We start from the raw sequence: 15,095 nt of genomic DNA on the forward strand, positions 1-15,095 counted from the left end.
GCCAGTATCCCAATTTTCCCTAAAGTTGCAACCTTTTGGTGCCGAATAGTTGTTAGGCATTGCACCCAACAACTATCAGGAGATGTCTATGGCCAAGATCGATGCTTTTTTTAAGCTCATGCACGAACAGAATGCTTCCGACCTTCACCTGATTTCCGGTCAGCCGCCTGCACTGCGCATTCACGGTGACATCGAGCGAGTGAAATTTAAGGTGCTGGATAACGACGACCTTCGCGCCATGCTTTACGAGATAACCTCTGAAGAAAAGGTTAAAACCTTTGAGGAGACCGGAGATGTGGACTTCGGTTACGAGATTCCCGGCCTGGCGCGCTATCGGGCCAATTATTTTATGCAGAAGAACGGCATCGGAGCGGTATTTCGCGAAATCCCCAGCTCCATCATGACCGCTGAACAGCTTGGCCTGCCGCCGGTGATCTCCAAGCTGGCATCGCTGCCCAGGGGCCTGGTCATCGTCACGGGACCCACCGGTTCGGGTAAATCCACCACCCTGGCCGCCATTATCGATGTGGCCAACCGAACCCGCAGCGACCACATTATCACTGTCGAGGACCCGATCGAATTCGTTCACACAAGCCGGAGTTGCCTGGTGAATCATCGGGAGGTGGGGCTGCATACCAAATCCTTTTCCGCGGCCCTGCGCGGCGCGCTCCGCGAGGATCCGGACATCATCCTCGTGGGTGAAATGCGGGACCTGGAGACGATTTCCCTGGCCATCGAGGCCAGTGCCACCGGGCATCTAGTGTTCGGCACCCTGCATACCACCAGCGCACCCAAAACCGTGGATCGAATCGTGGAGGTATTTCCCGCCCAGGAACAGGCTCAGATCCGTTCGACCCTGGCCGACGGCATCCGGGCGATTATTTCCCAGACGTTGTTCAAGCGCATCGACAAGAAAGGGCGCGTACCGGCCATGGAAATCCTTATCGCCACGCCGGCCGTGCGCAACCTGATCCGCGAATCCAAGTCTCATCAACTGCCCTCCATGATGCAAACGGGTAAAAAATACGGCATGCAGCTTCTCGACGATGCCATCATGGACCTTTACAATAAGGGACGGATTTCTGCCGAGGACGCCTACACCAAAGCCAACGACAAGGGGCGGTTTCGTCCGCTGCTCAAATCGCCGCCGACGGATTTCACCGAGGCGTAAAGCGATCCTGACCCTGGCACCGATGGCCGTAAATAGAGGGAGAACATGAAAAAGCAGGAAGTCGATCATATCCTGACCCGGATGCTGGATTCCCACAGCAACGTGTCCGACCTGAATCTCACCGTGGGAAAGCAACTACAGGTGGAAAGCTCCGGTGAACTGGTGGCCGTTGAGATCAAACCGGACATCAAGGAACTGACCCCCTACCAGACCGAGTCCTTCGCCCTGAACCTGATCGGCAAGGACCGGCGTCTTACCGAGACCCTGATTAAGAGCGGATCCTGTGACCTTTCCTACTCTCTGCCAGGCAAGGCCCGGTTCCGCGTGAACATTTTCTCGCAGACGGGGCACTACTCAATCGTCTTGCGGAAGCTGGAATCCAAAATCCCCACGATCCGCGACCTGAACCTTCCGGACACCTTTTTCAAAATTGCCAAAGATCTCAACGGCATTGTCTTCGTCACCGGGGCCACCGGTTCGGGTAAGACCACCTCCCTGGCGGCGATTCTGGAAGAGATTAACGAAGCCCGATCCGTTCACGTGGTGACCCTGGAGGACCCCATCGAATACCAGCACCCCCACAAGAAGGCCACCTTCAACCAGCGCGAACTGGGTTCCGATTACGACACGTTTGCCAATGGCCTCAGGGCGGCCCTGAGACAGGCCCCCAAGGTCATTCTGGTGGGCGAAATGCGTGATCGGGAGACGGTGGAAATCGGCCTGAATGCTGCCGAAACCGGCCACCTGGTGTTGACCACCCTGCACACCGTAGATGCCGGACAGACGATCAACCGTATCCTGGGCATGTTTCCCAACGAAGAGGAGAAACAGATCCGCATTCGAATGGCCGATACGGTGCGCTGGATCGTCGGTCAGCGGCTGCTGCCGAAAATCGGCGGGGGTCGGGTGGCCGCTTTCGAAATCCTTGGTACCAACCTGCGGGTCAAAGACGCCATCCTCAACGGCGAGTCCGAAGGCAAAACTTTTTATGAAATCATGGAAGTGGGCCGGCCATTCGGCATGACTACCTTCGACGATCATATCGTCGGGCTATACGAGCAGGGGCTGATTACCCAGGAAACCGCTTTGGCATATGCCTCCCACAAGGGTGTGGCCGGTCGCGGCATTGACAAGGTTAAAAGCGCCCGGGGTGAGTCCACCACGGATATCGATAATTTAGAGATAGACCGCCATTACGATAAAGCCTGATTGTCGCAAGCCTGTCGCCTGCGTGACGGAAAGGATCGGTTGGAAAACCATGGAAATTATCTGTGAAAGTTGCCAGAGCAAATTCAGGATTGGCGATGAAAAGCTGCCCAAGGATAAAACGGCATTCCTTAAATGCCCCAAATGCCAGAATCGCATCAGTGTGCCGGCTTTGGCCAAGGACCCGGACGACCCCGGCCAGCCGGACGTCGACGAGGATTTCTTTTCGTTCGATGAGGATGAAAGCGACGGCTACGACGTGTCGGACAAGCCCTTTGACTTTGTGGAGGAAGAGGGCAAAACTGCGCTGTTGTGCGAGTCCGATCCCATGATTATAAAGGCCATCACGCCGGTTCTGGAGGTTCTCGAATACCATATCACAGAAGTAAAAAACAGCCGTGAAGCCCTAAAAACCATGCGTTACCACAGCTATGACCTTATTGTTGTCAACGAGTATTTCGATGCTAAAAACCCGGATGCCAACGGGGTGTTGATTTACCTGGAACGCCTCCATATGTCCGTCCGCCGAAATATCTTTCTGACCCTGATCACTCGCCGCTTTCGAACCATGGACAACATGGCAGCTTTCCAAAAGAGTGTGAACATGATCGTTAATGTGGACAACATTGCTGATTTCGATAAGATTCTGAGGCGGGGAATGGCTGACTTCGGCATTTTCTATCAGGCATACAAGGACTGTCTGGCCTAATGCATTCAGCCCCGCGAAACCCGCAACGCCGATTTTACAGCAGGATACCATGAAACCCGCCGGAAAATACACCTGTGGGGAATACCGTCTAGAGATGATTCTGCTGGGCTTGAAGCGTCAGCTGGAGAATCCGGTGCTGCCTGAAGCCCAACGGGTGCATGTTGCCGAGAAAATCCGTGAACTGGAGCGGCAGATGGGGATGGATTGACCTGTGGCCGCCACCGTTCATCACTTTGGCCCTCATCTTTTCCTGATCGTTTTAACACCCCCCATCAGTGGCTTTCAGGACTTCATCGGCGCCTGGCTGGTGGTCGGGCCGGAAGCGGTCTATCTGGTAGACGTTGGGCCGGCGGCGACTGCGGACCCACTCATCGACGCAATCACCGCTCTGGGTGTGGATCGCCTGGATTACATCTGTCTGACTCACATCCACATCGACCATGCCGGCGCTGTTGGCCACCTGGTCAGACAATTTCCAGGCACACAGGTGGTGTGCCACCCCAAAGGCATCCCCCATATTGTAGATCCTGAACGCCTGTGGCAGGGCACGGTGAAGACCCTCGGAGATACCGGCCGCGCCTACGGCCATATGTTGCCGGTAGACCCTTCCTTGATCGCCACCGAATCCCAACTGGCATCGGCGCCTTTTCAACTGCTGGACACGCCCGGCCATTCACCTCACCATTACGCCATTTCCGCCAACGGTTGTCTGTTTGCCGGAGAAGCTGGTGGTGTGTGCCTGCCGTTATCTTCGGGTGACATCTATCTGCGTCCGGCAACCCCGCCGCGCTTTTTTCTGGAAACCTCGCTGTCGAGCATCGACCGGCTCATGTCAACCCGTCCCGAGACCTTGTGCTACGGACACTTCGGCATGCGCGAAGACGGTATGCGCATGTTGGAAAGGCATCGGAAGCAACTGCTTTTCTGGGAAAAGCGGTTGGCCGCCGAAGCCGCCGGGGGGGGGATGGAATCAGCGGATTTTGATAACCGGTGGGTGGACCTGCTTCTGGCGGAAGATCCGCTGCTGCATGGTTTTTCACAACTGGCGCAGGAGGTCCAGGTGAGGGAGCGTAGCTTTCTGCGTAACAGTGTCAGGGGCTTTGCCGGTTATCTGGCCAGCCGGGAAGAGAACTCCATTTCTAATTTTGAATGTTGAACCGCGATAGCGGGCGCCTTCCCCGCGGCTTGCCGCGGGGAATGTTCAATTAAGAACTCAAGGTGGCCCTTCCAGGCTGTTGCTGATGATGCGAAGCCCCTCCAGGGTGAGGGAAGACTCGACCTTTTCGATACTCTCGGCCACATTGGCCATCAAGGGCGCCAGGCCGCCCGTGGCCAGCACCATGGGCACGGTATCCATCTGTGCCTTTATGCGGCCCACAATTCCGTCCACCAGGCCGGCATAGCCGAAAATGATCCCGGATTGGATACATGCGGCGCTATCCTTGCCCACCACGTTGTCCGGCCGCTCAAAAATTTCGACCCGTGGCAGTTTTGACGCTTCCCGAAACAGGGCCTCGGAAGCGATCATGATGCCCGGGCTGATGGCTCCGCCCAGAAACTCCCCTTTCACCGAAATCACGTCGAAGGTGGTAGCCGTGCCGAAATCGATGATAATGAGGCTTTTGCCGTATTTGTGGTAGGCGGCGACTGCATTGACGATGCGGTCCGCTCCTAGCTCCGCGGGATTGTTGATCAGAATGGGCATGCCACTGTAAGAACGGGCATCCACCCACTGTGGGGCGTGGCCCAGGTATTTGCGGCAAAAGGAGTCCAGAATGGTCACCATGGGGGGCACGACACACGAGATGATGGTTCGCCGGATGGCGCCGGCATTGATACTGCCGGTGGTGAACAGGCTGGTGACGATGACATTGAACTCGTCTTCCGTCGTTTTGCGTTCCGTGCGGATCCGCCAGTCCTTAACCAGCGTATCATTCCGATAGATACCCATGACCGTATTGGTGTTCCCCACATCGATAACAAGCAGCATGATCACCTCCACCCTATTGGCTGATGGTTACGGAAAAACGTTCCGGGCTGACCCGGACCAGTGTCGTTCTGACTGGAAGATTGATGACGGCCTTGAGGGAATGGCTCCCCGTTGCCAGATTGCTCAGATCCACGGTGACGGCGAAGGCCGGGTCGGTTTCGATCGTGTTGACGATGGCCTCCGGTCCCCTGACGGTTAACGTGATGGCGTCGGGGTGTATCTGAAGGCCTGCGGAGGCCCCCTTGACCGAGACCGGTATGCTTTCCAGCACCCGCGTGATGATATGTTCCTTTACCTCTACATGTGCCACCACAAAGCGAAGGGGCGGATCTACCGCAATGGCTTCCGGCAGGTTCAGCGGCACCTCTTTTTTGAAGGATTCCGAAGCGTTTTCCAGGTTGATGGATCGGGTTTCGACCGTGTCGATGCCGGCCAGCATGGTCGCTGTACCTTTAAGAAGGATGCGCTTCGGCTGAAGGGAGACGGCCGCTACCTCAAATCCCGGCGCCGGGTGTCCCTCCAGTATCGCAATGACCTCCGCCGTCTTTTGGGACAACCTTTCCAGCCTGATGGTCAACGACGTGGTTAACAGGGCTTTGAGCGCCACACCCGTGGGCAGGCCGACATCCGCCGGACGCACCGTCAGGGTGTGGGTTCCTTCGTCAAGACCGGACAGGTCCACCAGGCAAAAGGTTTCTTTGGCATCGATCGTTTGGAGGGTGGAAAGGGTGTCTGAAACCAACAGTCGGACCGAGTGGCGCGGGGCGTCCATCAACAGCAAGTTTTCGGAAAGGTTGTAGAAAGTGACGGCAATAGCGATTTCCCGCTCCTGTTTTTCGGTCTGGGAAATCAACACCACGGTGGCCACTCCCAGTAGCAGAGAGAGAATTACCCACCGGATCCAGGCACCGAGAACGCGTTTATTTGAAGGGGCGGATGATGTCATGGGGATCACACGGAGGTGATGGCGTTGACAACAGCAAGGGTGGCGCGGGTTCGGGCGACATCATGAACCCTGACAATGTGGACGCCTTTCATGGCTGCGGCCGCTACGGCTGCCTGGGTACCCCGGGCTACTTCCACAGAAAGCGGATCCATGTCACTTTGAGACGGATCTTTCAACAGGTGGCGGATGAACATTTTGCGTGACGGGCCGGCCAACAGCGGGGCGGCCAGCTCGTGAAACCGGTCAAGGTCACGGATAAGCTGAAGGTTGTGGCCAATCGTCTTGCCAAACCCGATTCCCGGGTCGAGGATGATAGCGGAGCGCTCCACGCCAGCGGCCACTGCCCGGTTCATGGCATCGGAGAGAAAGCTCCTGATGTCGCTAACAAGGTCCTCGTAGACCGGTTTCACCTGCATGGTATTGGGTGTGCCTTTCATGTGCATGAGAATTATCGGCACACGGCATCGGGCAGCCGTGGTGGCCATCTCCGGATCTGTTCGAAGTGCGCTGACATCGTTGATCATGGCTGCTCCGGCCGCCACGGCTTGCCGGGCTACCGTTGCTTTTGTGGTGTCAATGGAGATGGGAACGGCCACCGGGCCCGCCAGGCCTTCGATCACCGGCAACACGCGATCCAGCTCTTCTGATTCGCCCACCGGGTCCGAAAAGGGGCGTGTGGATTCTCCGCCGATGTCCAGGATATCCGCGCCCTCTTCAACCAATTGCACGGCCTGGGCGATGGCGCGGTCTGGTGAGAAAAAACGGCCGCCATCCGAAAAAGAGTCGGGGGTGACGTTGACAATGCCCATGATCAGCGTCCGCTGCCCCAGTGCCAGGGTATGTGACCCGCAGGTGATTGTGTATGATGGCATGGTACCGCTCATTTGAGTTGCCGGGGTTCGGCGGTGTGGTCTCCATTGGCACCGTGTTGATCCTGGTCGCCATTTGACATGCTAGGGCTGCTCAGTATTTTCGCCCGAATCCGTCTCCTGCGGTGCGCTGCTGCCCTGGGAATCGTCCGCCTGCTCGGCAGCCGCTTTCTCTGCCGCCGTCGCTGACGATGGGCCGTCATCCTGAGGTTCTGCCTTGTCGCTGGGTTTGTCCGGAAGCTGAATACCCGGCCGCACCTGGCGGATGATTTCATCCAACTCGGCACCCAGGATGGTTTCTTTTTCAAGAAGCTGTTCGGCCAGTTTGTGCAGCACGTCGATATATTCGGTCAATACGGATTGGGCGCGCTCGTAGGAGCGCATGACCAGGCGGTTGACCTCCGAATCGATTTTCCTGGCCGTCTCTTCCGAGTAGTCCCTGTGCTGGGCGATCTCCCGGCCCAAAAACACATGTTCTTCATCCTTGGCAAAAGCGAGCGGTCCCAGGGTCTCACTCATACCCCAGCTGCGGATCATCTGCTGGGCCAGGTCCGTGGCTTTTTTGATGTCGTTGGAGGCACCGGTGCTGATGCGGTTGAAAACGATCTCCTCGGCCACCCGTCCGCCGAAGGCGATGGCCAATTCGGATTCCAACTGATCTTTGTATCGAAAGTCCCGCTCTTCGGGCAGAAACCAGGTCACGCCTGCGGCACGCCCCCGGGGGATGATGGTGATCTTGTTGACCACGTCGGTGCCGGGGATGAAACGGGCCACCAGGGCATGGCCGCCTTCATGGTAGGCCGTGGTCAGCCGGTCATCTTCCCTGATCACCTTGGATTTCCTTTCGAGGCCCATGTAGACCTTGTCCTTGGAGTCCTCGAAATCAACCATGTCCAGTCGTTCCTTGTCCCGCTTGGCGGCCAGCAGGGCGGTTTCGTTGACCAGGTTCTCCAGGTCGGCTCCGGAAAAGCCGGGGGTGCCTTTGGCCAGCACCACCACATCCACGTCCGAAGCGATGGGTGTGCGCTTCATGTGCACCCGCAGGATTTTTTCCCGCCCCCTGATGTCCGGCAGCGACACCACCACCTGGCGGTCGAAGCGCCCGGGGCGCAGCAGCGCCGGATCCAGCACATCAGGCCGGTTGGTGGCCGAGATGAGAATAACGCCCTCGTTGGACTCGAATCCGTCCATCTCCACCAGCAGCTGGTTCAGGGTCTGCTCGCGTTCGTCATGGCCTCCGCCCAGTCCGGCGCCGCGGTGGCGGCCCACTGCATCGATTTCGTCAATGAAAATGATGCATGGCGCGTTTTTCTTGCCCTGCACGAAAAGATCCCTCACCCGGGAGGCGCCCACCCCGACGAACATTTCCACGAAATCGGAGCCGCTGATGCTGAAGAACGGAACCCCCGCCTCTCCGGCGATAGCACGGGCCAACAGGGTCTTGCCGGTCCCCGGAGGGCCCATGAGCAGAACACCCTTGGGAATACGTCCGCCCAATCGGGTGAATTTTTTCGGATCCTTCAGGAAGGCGACGATTTCCTCCAATTCCTCCTTGGCTTCATCGATGCCGGCCACGTCCTCGAAGGTTACTTTTTCCTGCTGGTCGGAAAGCAGGCGGGCTCGGCTTTTGCCGAAGGACATGGCCTTGCCGCCACCACTTTGCATCTGGCGCATGAAGAAAATCCATACGCCAATGAGCACGATCATGGGAAACCAGGAAACCAGAACCGACATGTACCAGGGAGATTCGGTCGGCGGTTTGGCTATGATGGTGACCCCCTTGTCTTTCAACCGCTGAATCAAGGCGGGGTCCTGTGGCGCATAAATCTTAAAACGGCTGCTGTTGAGGTCAGTAACCCGGATCTCCTGGCCTTGGATGGTGACTTCCGACACCCGGTCGGCCTCTACCATGGCCAGAAATTCCGAGTAGCTGATGTCGTTTTGCGCAAGCTGCTGCTGATTGAACAGATTGTAGAGCATGACCATCATCAAGGTGATGACCAGCCACAGGGCCAAGTTTTTGTAAAATGGATTCAAAAGCGGTTTCCTCCTCGAAATGTTTCAGGCACGCGAAGCATTTTCCTGATTTTGATTTAGGATCATATTAACCATCATCGTGTGTCAAGCAAGAAAAATTCAACCCTAAGGACCTGAGATGTTGCCGTCGTCACTTTAACGTGATCATCAATGCGATGTCCCACTAGCCAGATGATGCGCTGTTTGTCCATCAGCACCGATGCAATGGCCCGGGCCTGTCGATGGATTCGGTGATCGATGAAGAATTTTTTCAATTTTTGGGAGCCGTTGGTGCCCAGGGGTGTAAACCGGTCACCGGGAATAACCGGGCGTAGCGTCAACGGAAGGGCTATCCGATCCAAATCGAGATGGGCCTGGTTGCGGTCAACGTCGGCCCAACGCGGCAATTGATCTGGCCGGCAGGTGGACATCCGCAGACCGATACCCATGGTCGTGATTTCAACGGTTGCGGGAAAAGGGGTGGAAATTTCCGTCGCTGGTGCCGGCGTCCTTTCAACTGACGGTTCGACGGGGCTCCGGCAACAGCTGTCGGCCATTAACAGCATCAGTCGGTCATCGGCGCGACGGGCGCGGATTCCGCCGGGCAGATGAAGTTCTTTTACTTTTACGCCGCAGCCGTCAGTCAACAGATGCAACACGGATTGGACGTGGAAGAAGGTGATCCGCCGCAGGCTGCCGGTGAGATCCGCCAAGGCCTTTCGGACCAGGCGGCGTGCCAGGGCGGGGTGCGCCTGGCTGACGGTTTCGGCAGAGAGCGTGATGGCTCCGCTCACACGCCTAAGCACGGTTTTATCGTATTCGCCGGTCGTCATCCCGTCAATCCAGTCTTCCTCGGTTCTCATCACATCGGCCAACTGGTTCAGATTCGCTTGGATGCGCGGGTTGTAATCGGATGCAATAAGTGGCAGCAGATGGCGCCGGATGCGGTTTCGCACGAACCGCAGGTCATTGTTTGATTCATCCAGCACACAGGTGATACCTTCTTGTGCAACGAAAGTGTCAATCTGTGAGCGACGGGCATTGATCAGGGGACGGATGATGTATTCTTGCCGAACCGGGGCGATGCCAGAAAGCCCACGTGGACCGGTCCCCCGCAACAGGGCCATCAGCATCTGTTCGGCGTTGTCATTCGATTGGTGGCCAAGCGCCAGCTTATTGTAACCGGTGTCGGACATGGTCTTCTTAAAAAACGCATAGCGAACCCGACGGGCGGCCTCTTCCAGGGAGAGCCCCAGTTTTTCTTTTACCTTTAATACCCGGGAACGGCCGATATGGAAGGGATAATGTAATGCCTGCACTGCTTGACGCACCACTTCGGCATCCTTGTCTGCCGATGCTCCCCGCAGGCCATGGTTCAGATGGGCCACGCCTATCCGGATATTCAAATCGGGTGCCAGTCGGCTCAGCAGGTGAAGCAGTGCCATGGAATCCGGCCCGCCGGAAACCCCCACCAGCACCCGATCCCCCGGAGCCGTCATATGATGGGCGGCCAGCGTCTGTTCAACCGTGGCCAGAAGGGCCTTCGTCTCAGATGGTGTTGAGAATGGTGGCATGGATCAGTTCTGCGTTTTTCCGATCCCAGTAGCCGACATAACCACTTCTGACGGCCACCTCGGTCATGTCGTAGCGCACCGTTCGGATGCTTACTTTGACCGGGGAACCGTTGCTCTGGCGCGCCTTGATGGTGGTTTCGCTGACCGTCTGGGTTTTCTCATCGATGGTAATCTTCAGGTAATCCAGGCTCTGGATGGTTGCGTTTTCGGTGTGGGTAAAGTCATTGGCGTAGGAGCGGATCAATTCTCCTTTGACCCAAGTGTACACGCCGGCTCCAGCTCCGGCACCAACAACGATGGCCGCGCAGCCTGCCGTGAAAAGCAGGGCAACCAGTAAAGTGATCGCAGTAGCGGTTCGTGCCATTGTCGGTTCCTCCAAATTTGTTGTAGGGCTTTTTCTCAGCAAGTTGCAGCCCTTGATTTATTGCATGACCAAAGGGAAGTCAATACCGCAAGCTCGACAGGGCGATCGATGGTAATGGGTTTCCTGGAAAGTCAATTGAAAAAGATGTGCACTTATCTCTTGATAAAAGTGCAAGGATCATACTATAGGGGCTCCGGTTGTGCTAGGCGGGGAGCCAGCGGTGCCCTATACCCGAAATCCGCTTCATGCGGGGCTGAATCCCCCCCTTAGGGTTAATCCCGATAAAATCAGGTCATTTTGACCGGCCGCCGCGCAACAGACGGTCTCGAACCTCGTCAGGTCCGGAAGGAAGCAGCGATAAGGGATGCGGTCTGTGTCGTGGATCGATCCCGGTCATGTTTTGGCTCAGATTTTTCGGATCAGCTCGACGGGGGGTGCACAACCATCTCATCTGCTCTGCAGCGTTGTCCTTCTGTCTGTCATCCACGCCCCGTTTAATATTCCCAGTGACACGTTGCGCTACATGTTCTACCCCAATGTCATTGACTTAAGCCTTTGGCGGTCTAAAAACGGTCCTTTCGGGGTCGACATCGCTATCGCTATCGGGATCGAAATTAGTGCCATGGCCGCGTTTGTCGATTTCGATAGCGATCCCGATAGCGATAGCGATGTATTGATCCAACCTATCAGATTTACAATTAATTATTAATAGTCGGAGAAGGCTGCACAGGTCCTTGACAAGCCACCATCTGGTCTTATTTTTTATCAACTTTGCGGACCCGATCCTAGTCAACAGCCTAAAAATCAAGTGTTTTGGACCGACCGGGGGCCCACCGGCCGCAAAGATGAGAAAACCCAGCGAAACCAGGAGATACAGGAGCTGATGGCACAAAAGAAAAGAATTGTGATTGAGGACGATAATGATAAAACGCCCCTAGAAGAACCTACCATACCTCCGAACCCAGACGATGCGGCCGATCAGCCGCTGGATGCAGCTGATTCGCCAAAGGCGCTTGAGGAAAAATTGGCGGCAGCGGAGGCTGAGGCCAGTGAAAACCGCGATCGCATGCTCCGGATGGCCGCCGAGTTGGATAATTCCAAAAAACGAGCTGCCCGAGATCTGGACGATATTAAAAAATATGCCACCGAAAACCTGATTCGCCAACTGCTTACCGTTGTGGACAACCTGGAGCGGGCCATTGCTTCGGCCGCACCGGATAATGAAAATGGCCAGAGTCTGGTTGACGGCGTCGCCCTGACATTGGCGGAGATCATGAAAATTCTGGAAAAACATTACGTCAGCCCCATTCAGGCATTGGGAGAGCCTTTTGATCCGGCCTTTCACCAGGCCATGTGCCAGGAGGAAAGCACCGATCAGCCGCCCAACACGGTGGTGCAGGAATTTCAAAAGGGATATCTGATTCATGACCGGCTGCTTCGCCCCGCCATGGTGGTGGTCTCAAAGGCCGCCCAGGACGGGCAAACACCCGAAAAAACGGTTAATACAAACGCTTAAATCAATACTATCTCAAGGATCGTCGAAGGTAAGGAGGAACATCAGATGGGCAAGATTATCGGAATTGATCTCGGGACCACCAACTCCTGTGTGGCCATTATGGAAGGCGGCGACGCCAAAGTGATCACCAACCCGGAAGGTGGCCGCACCACGCCATCTATCGTGGCCGTCAGTGAAAGCGGAGAGCGAACGGTGGGACAGATCGCCAAGCGGCAGGCCATCACTAACCCGGAGAACACAGTCTTTGCGGTCAAGCGGCTGATTGGCAGAAAGTATTCATCTACCGAGGTTCAGAATGACATCAAAATTCTACCTTACCATATCAAACAGGCGGAAAATGGCGATGTCCGCATCGATTTAAGGGGAAAACTCCACAGCCCGGCAGAAATTTCATCGTTCATCCTGGCACACATCAAGAAATACGCCGAAGACTACCTGGGTGAGCCGGTGACGGATGCGGTGATCACCGTGCCGGCCTACTTTAACGACAGCCAGCGCCAGTCCACCAAAGATGCCGGAAAAATAGCCGGCCTCAATGTGCTGCGTATTATAAACGAGCCCACGGCCGCCTCACTGGCCTATGGCCTGGACAAGCGCAGCGAAGAGAAGATTGCCGTATTCGACCTGGGCGGTGGCACCTTCGATATTTCCATACTGGAGATCGGTGAAGGGGTTTTTGAGGTCAAGGCCACCAACGGCGATACCCACCTGGGCGGTGAGGACTTCGATCTGCGGCTTATCGAATTTCTGGCCGACGAGTTCAAGAAAGACCAGGGCATCGACCTGAGAAATGACAAGATGGCCTTGCAGCGGCTCAAAGAGGCGGCTGAAAAGGCCAAGATGGAACTCTCCTCGTCCATGGAGACCGATGTGAACCTGCCATTCATTACTGCCGACGCCAGTGGGCCCAAGCACCTGAATGTAAAGATTACACGGGCCAAGCTGGAAGGCCTGGTTGCCGATCTGCTGGACAAGCTGGAGCCGCCCTGCCGGACTGCGCTGAAAGACGCCGGTATGTCCACCGGGGACATCGACGAAGTCATCCTGGTCGGTGGCATGATTCGTATGCCGGCAGTCCATGAGCGGGTGAAGCGAATTTTTGGCAAAGAACCCCATAAGGGCGTGAACCCCGACGAAGTCGTGGCGCTCGGTGCGGCCATTCAGGGTGGTGTGCTCAAGGGTGATGTGAAGGATGTGCTTTTGCTGGATGTCACACCGCTTTCCCTTGGGATCGAAACCCTGGGTGGTATCATGACTCGACTCATCGAGAAGAACACCACCATCCCGACCCGCAAGAGCCAGGTTTTCTCCACTGCAGCGGACAGCCAGCCGGCGGTCTCCATCCATGTGCTCCAGGGCGAGCGCGAGATGGCCGCCAGCAACAAGACCCTGGGACGGTTTGAACTGGTTGGCATACCGCCCGCCCCCCGCGGTGTTCCCCAAATCGAGGTGACATTTGACATCGATGCCAACGGCATCGTCAATGTTTCTGCCAAGGATATGGCCACGAGCAAAGAGCAGTCCATTCAGATTACGGCGTCCAGCGGCCTTTCCAAAGAGGATATCGACAAGCTGATTAAAGATGCCGAATTGCATGCGGATGAGGACCAGAAGAAAAAGGAGTTGGTTGAAGCCAGAAACCACGCCGACACGCTCATCTATACGACTGGAAAATCCTTGAAGGATCTCGGGGAGAAGGTGGATGACGAGACTCGCAGCAAAATCGAAACCGCCTCGACAGCCCTGAAGAAGGCCATGGAAGGCGACGATGTCACGGAGATTCAGCGGCTGAGTGAAGAGCTGACTCAGGCATCTCACAAGGTGGCTGAAGCCATGTACAAGCAGGCCTCCGAAGCCGGTGCCGGCGGTGCGGACGATCAGGGGCCTGATGCGGGTGCGGATGCCGGGGATGCCGGTTCAGATGACGATGTGGTCGATGCCGATTTCGAAGAGGTGAAAGACAAAAAGTAGATCGATGCGTTAAGGGGAGGCGACGCCTTGCCGCCGAGATCGAAAAAACCCGCGCCGTAACGGTTGCGGGTTTTTTTATCCGGTACATCAACGAAAATGACAAATGGCCGACAGCCTATCAGGTCGTAAAGGTTTTCTTTTGCCCTGAGTATAGTTTGCGTAATATTGGCTTTTCGATCTTGCCGGTGTGGTTTCGCGGCACGTCGCCGAAAATGATCATGCGGGGATGCTTATAGCGGGCCAGGGCGTCGCAGAAGGCATCCACTTCCGCCCGGGTTAGATCGCAACCGCTCTTTACCTTGATGATGGCCGTGGTGATTTCCCCCAGCCTCAGGCTGGGCAGGCCGATCATCGCCACATCCTGCATTTTAGGATGATTCATGAGGAAATCCTTGATTTATACTGGGTAAATGATTTCACCACCCGTGATGATCACATCTCTCTTCCGGTCCACCAGCCAGATGAAGCCCTCCTCGTCCTGCCGGGCCACATCACCGGTGAGCAGCCAGCGGTTCACGATGGTAATCTTTCAATTTGAGTTCGCCGTTTTTGATGGCCAACAGCAGGTCCATGGCCCAGGGCACCAGCAGCCAGACGATGGTAATCTTTTCTTCGCGGGATGATCGCATGGTCAATCACCATCGCTGCGATTGCCATCAACGCCGGGAGTCAGGTGAAGTGGCGTGAAAAAAGGTTTGCCGTCAGCCGCCGGATTCTTTAGAGTGGTACCTGACTCACCAGTGGTCAAAAAAAGGGAGAGGGA

General features: G+C 56.2%; 16 protein-coding genes and 1 other RNA gene. 8 read left to right on the forward strand and 9 right to left on the reverse strand.

Going from position 1 to position 15,095, the window contains the following annotated elements; genetic code table 11:
* Positions 1-88 precede the first annotated feature (88 nt).
* The 5 genes from QNK41_RS12655 to QNK41_RS12675 are packed head-to-tail and all read left to right on the forward strand — an operon-like array spanning position 89 to position 4,242.
* A complete protein-coding gene (locus QNK41_RS12655; protein ID WP_319257437.1) occupies positions 89-1,171 on the forward strand; it encodes a type IV pilus twitching motility protein PilT in 1,083 nt (360 codons plus the stop codon).
* Between the two features lie 45 nt (positions 1,172-1,216).
* Positions 1,217-2,380 carry a PilT/PilU family type 4a pilus ATPase gene (locus QNK41_RS12660; RefSeq protein ID WP_319257440.1) on the forward strand — a complete coding sequence of 388 codons (1,164 nt, stop codon included), beginning with the start codon at positions 1,217-1,219 and terminating at the stop codon, positions 2,378-2,380.
* 49 nt (positions 2,381-2,429) lie between these two features.
* Entirely contained in the window at positions 2,430-3,086 is a 657-nt protein-coding gene (locus QNK41_RS12665) for a zinc-ribbon domain-containing protein (protein WP_319257443.1), read from the forward strand.
* 49 nt (positions 3,087-3,135) lie between these two features.
* Complete coding sequence (locus QNK41_RS12670) at positions 3,136-3,294, forward strand: hypothetical protein (RefSeq protein ID WP_319257446.1); 159 nt, start codon at positions 3,136-3,138, stop codon at positions 3,292-3,294.
* A gap of 3 nt (positions 3,295-3,297) precedes the next feature.
* The gene (locus tag QNK41_RS12675; protein ID WP_319257450.1) at positions 3,298-4,242 is read left to right on the forward strand and encodes an MBL fold metallo-hydrolase; all 945 of its coding nucleotides are present in this window, start codon (positions 3,298-3,300) and stop codon (positions 4,240-4,242) included.
* A gap of 57 nt (positions 4,243-4,299) precedes the next feature.
* On the opposite strand, the gene QNK41_RS12680 is transcribed toward QNK41_RS12675, so the two are convergent.
* The 6 genes from QNK41_RS12680 to QNK41_RS12705 all read right to left on the reverse strand — a co-directional run bounded on the left by QNK41_RS12680 (position 4,300) and on the right by QNK41_RS12705 (position 10,845).
* Positions 4,300-5,076, reverse strand: coding sequence for a type III pantothenate kinase (locus QNK41_RS12680; RefSeq protein ID WP_319257452.1), 777 nt, complete (start codon positions 5,074-5,076; stop codon positions 4,300-4,302).
* Between the two features lie 13 nt (positions 5,077-5,089).
* A complete protein-coding gene (locus QNK41_RS12685; RefSeq protein ID WP_319257455.1) occupies positions 5,090-6,022 on the reverse strand; it encodes a YbbR-like domain-containing protein in 933 nt (310 codons plus the stop codon).
* Positions 6,023-6,027: 5 nt separating this feature from the next.
* A complete protein-coding gene (gene folP / locus QNK41_RS12690) occupies positions 6,028-6,894 on the reverse strand; it encodes a dihydropteroate synthase (RefSeq protein WP_319257457.1) in 867 nt (288 codons plus the stop codon).
* Positions 6,895-6,975: 81 nt separating this feature from the next.
* Entirely contained in the window at positions 6,976-8,928 is a 1,953-nt protein-coding gene (ftsH, locus tag QNK41_RS12695) for an ATP-dependent zinc metalloprotease FtsH (RefSeq protein WP_319257459.1), read from the reverse strand.
* 74 nt (positions 8,929-9,002) lie between these two features.
* Entirely contained in the window at positions 9,003-10,481 is a 1,479-nt protein-coding gene (gene tilS, locus QNK41_RS12700) for a tRNA lysidine(34) synthetase TilS (protein ID WP_319257461.1), read from the reverse strand.
* Positions 10,456-10,845: a DUF3568 family protein gene (locus tag QNK41_RS12705; RefSeq protein WP_319257464.1), complete on the reverse strand. Its 390-nt coding sequence runs from the start codon at positions 10,843-10,845 to the stop codon at positions 10,456-10,458. Before QNK41_RS12705 ends, tilS begins: the two co-directional genes overlap by 26 nt.
* A 197-nt stretch (positions 10,846-11,042) precedes the next feature.
* Between QNK41_RS12705 and ffs the strand changes: the two genes are divergently transcribed.
* From ffs to dnaK, 3 genes are all read left to right on the forward strand, one after another.
* Positions 11,043-11,287, forward strand: an RNA gene (gene ffs / locus QNK41_RS12710) — signal recognition particle sRNA large type.
* 441 nt (positions 11,288-11,728) lie between these two features.
* The gene (gene grpE, locus QNK41_RS12715) at positions 11,729-12,361 is read left to right on the forward strand and encodes a nucleotide exchange factor GrpE (RefSeq protein WP_319257467.1); all 633 of its coding nucleotides are present in this window, start codon (positions 11,729-11,731) and stop codon (positions 12,359-12,361) included.
* A 45-nt stretch (positions 12,362-12,406) separates the two neighbouring features.
* Positions 12,407-14,332, forward strand: a complete 1,926-nt coding sequence (gene dnaK, locus QNK41_RS12720) for a molecular chaperone DnaK (protein ID WP_413815150.1) — start codon at positions 12,407-12,409, stop codon at positions 14,330-14,332.
* A 118-nt stretch (positions 14,333-14,450) separates the two neighbouring features.
* On the opposite strand, the gene QNK41_RS12725 is transcribed toward dnaK, so the two are convergent.
* Genes QNK41_RS12725 through QNK41_RS12735 form a run of 3 tightly spaced genes read right to left on the reverse strand, consistent with a single transcriptional unit; the run spans position 14,451 to position 14,961 of the window.
* Positions 14,451-14,714: an AMP-binding enzyme gene (locus QNK41_RS12725; RefSeq protein ID WP_319257470.1), complete on the reverse strand. Its 264-nt coding sequence runs from the start codon at positions 14,712-14,714 to the stop codon at positions 14,451-14,453.
* Positions 14,715-14,729: 15 nt separating this feature from the next.
* Positions 14,730-14,849, reverse strand: coding sequence for an AMP-binding protein (locus tag QNK41_RS12730; RefSeq protein ID WP_319257472.1), 120 nt, complete (start codon positions 14,847-14,849; stop codon positions 14,730-14,732).
* Positions 14,824-14,961, reverse strand: coding sequence for a hypothetical protein (locus QNK41_RS12735; protein WP_319257475.1), 138 nt, complete (start codon positions 14,959-14,961; stop codon positions 14,824-14,826). Before QNK41_RS12735 ends, QNK41_RS12730 begins: the two co-directional genes overlap by 26 nt.
* Positions 14,962-15,095: the final 134 nt, after the last annotated feature.

Source organism: Desulfosarcina sp. (assembly GCF_033791525.1).
Taxonomy (GTDB): domain Bacteria; phylum Desulfobacterota; class Desulfobacteria; order Desulfobacterales; family Desulfosarcinaceae; genus Desulfosarcina.